This is a genomic window from Fodinibius sediminis, assembly GCF_900182555.1.
GTDB classification, from domain to species: Bacteria; Bacteroidota; Rhodothermia; order Balneolales; family Balneolaceae; genus Fodinibius; species Fodinibius sediminis.
Genome location: NZ_FXTH01000043.1, coordinates 1 through 1,407 on the forward strand (window position 1 = coordinate 1; position 1,407 = coordinate 1,407).

Here is a 1,407-nt window from a genome sequence, read left to right on the forward strand (position 1 = left end):
GCGCAAGATTCTATGTTAAAGAACAAATAAATTCGTAATTTTTTACGTGCTTATGCACAAAGAGCGGCTTTAAGCCAGCTCGTGTGGGGCAGCCGGTTCAGGTTGCTCCACTTTTTTATGTTGGTAGTTGGAGTCATAGGGTTCTTGCTTGGTCCACAGGGTATAGATTAAGACTAACAGCTTTCGCTGCACGGCGGTATAGGCTTTCATTTTAATATTATGTTTCTCATGCAACCGCTCGTAGAAACGGCCAAGGTGTTGGTCATGGCGGGCGGCGGTGATGGCCGGGAAATATAGTGCCCGCCGGATATAAGTGTTGCCCTTTTTTGAGATACGAGCTTTGCCTTTAACAGATGTCCCGCTCTGCTTTTCAACTATATCGTAACCGGCATAGCTGACCAGCTGTCTGGCGTTTCGAGCCATGCTAAAACCATCCGCTTCGCCAACGACAGTAGCCGCGGTCATTAGCCCGACCCCTTTGATGCTACAGACACAGGAAAACTTCTGGCGTAACTCCTCATTTTCGGCTATCAGGGTCTGAATCTGCTTTTCAATGGCAACAATATGCTCCTCGGCAAGCTGCAGGCGCTGGTTGATGCGCCCGAGGGTTTCCGGCAGCGCTTCCACCGATCCCTCATCGGCATGACGCTGGTTTTTCAATCTGTTCATCTCATCTTTTAGCCGTTTTCGCTCGCGAGTAAGCTGCTTGAGGGTTGCAAAGATAGGATGAGGAGGCTGCCACAGGTCAAGGTTTTTTTCCAGCCCCATCTGCATCAATGCCTCAGCAGAACTGCTGTCAGTTATGGTTCGTACCTTTAAGGTCTTGGCAAAATGGCTGGCCCGGCTTGGCAACACCACCACTATCGGCCGCCCTTGGTGGTATAGTTCGTAGGCCAACTTCTGATGATAAATGCCCGTGGCCTCTACCACGAATACCGGCGCTACAGACCCGCCGGCTAGACCATCAGCCCATCTGATAAGGGTTTCTATGCCCGTAGCTGTATTGGGACAGGTTTTTCTCGCCTTAAGGGTGCTTTCCAAATCCGGAGTTAGTTCTCCAAAACGGCAGACCAACTCTTTTTGGCCGCAATCAATTCCAATCACTTGTTTTAATGGGTTCATACGCTGATATGGTTTATTAAGAATCCCGATAAAAGACTAAAAACAACCTTTTCTGATGGCCTGGACTCGTTTTCTATTGTGGATGGTGGGCCTTACCCAACTCCTTAGATTCTATTTGAGGCTCTTAAAAGGTTTAAGAAGGGGTGAGGAATTTCTTGCGCTGAACATACCTCTAGGGTTGTTTGGTCGTTAAGTTATCTCTCACCCCTAATATTTAGACATCTGTAATTAGATAGATCTTCCCAATAATACAACCTATCTTAACTTCGTGATCAACATACGAGG

At 47.7% G+C, this 1,407-nt stretch carries 1 protein-coding gene; it reads right to left on the minus strand.

Annotation, left to right across the window (positions count from 1 at the left end):
• Positions 1–69: 69 nt before the first annotated feature.
• Positions 70–1,122 carry an IS110 family RNA-guided transposase gene (locus tag FN808_RS18745; RefSeq protein ID WP_142716151.1) on the minus strand — a complete coding sequence of 351 codons (1,053 nt, stop codon included), beginning with the start codon at positions 1,120–1,122 and terminating at the stop codon, positions 70–72.
• Between the last annotated feature and the right edge of the window lie 285 nt (positions 1,123–1,407).

Coding starts and splice junctions, on each gene's coding strand:
- FN808_RS18745 (WP_142716151.1), bottom strand. CDS start 1,122: ATGAACCCATTAAAACAAGTGATTGGAATTGATTGCGGCCAAAAAGAG.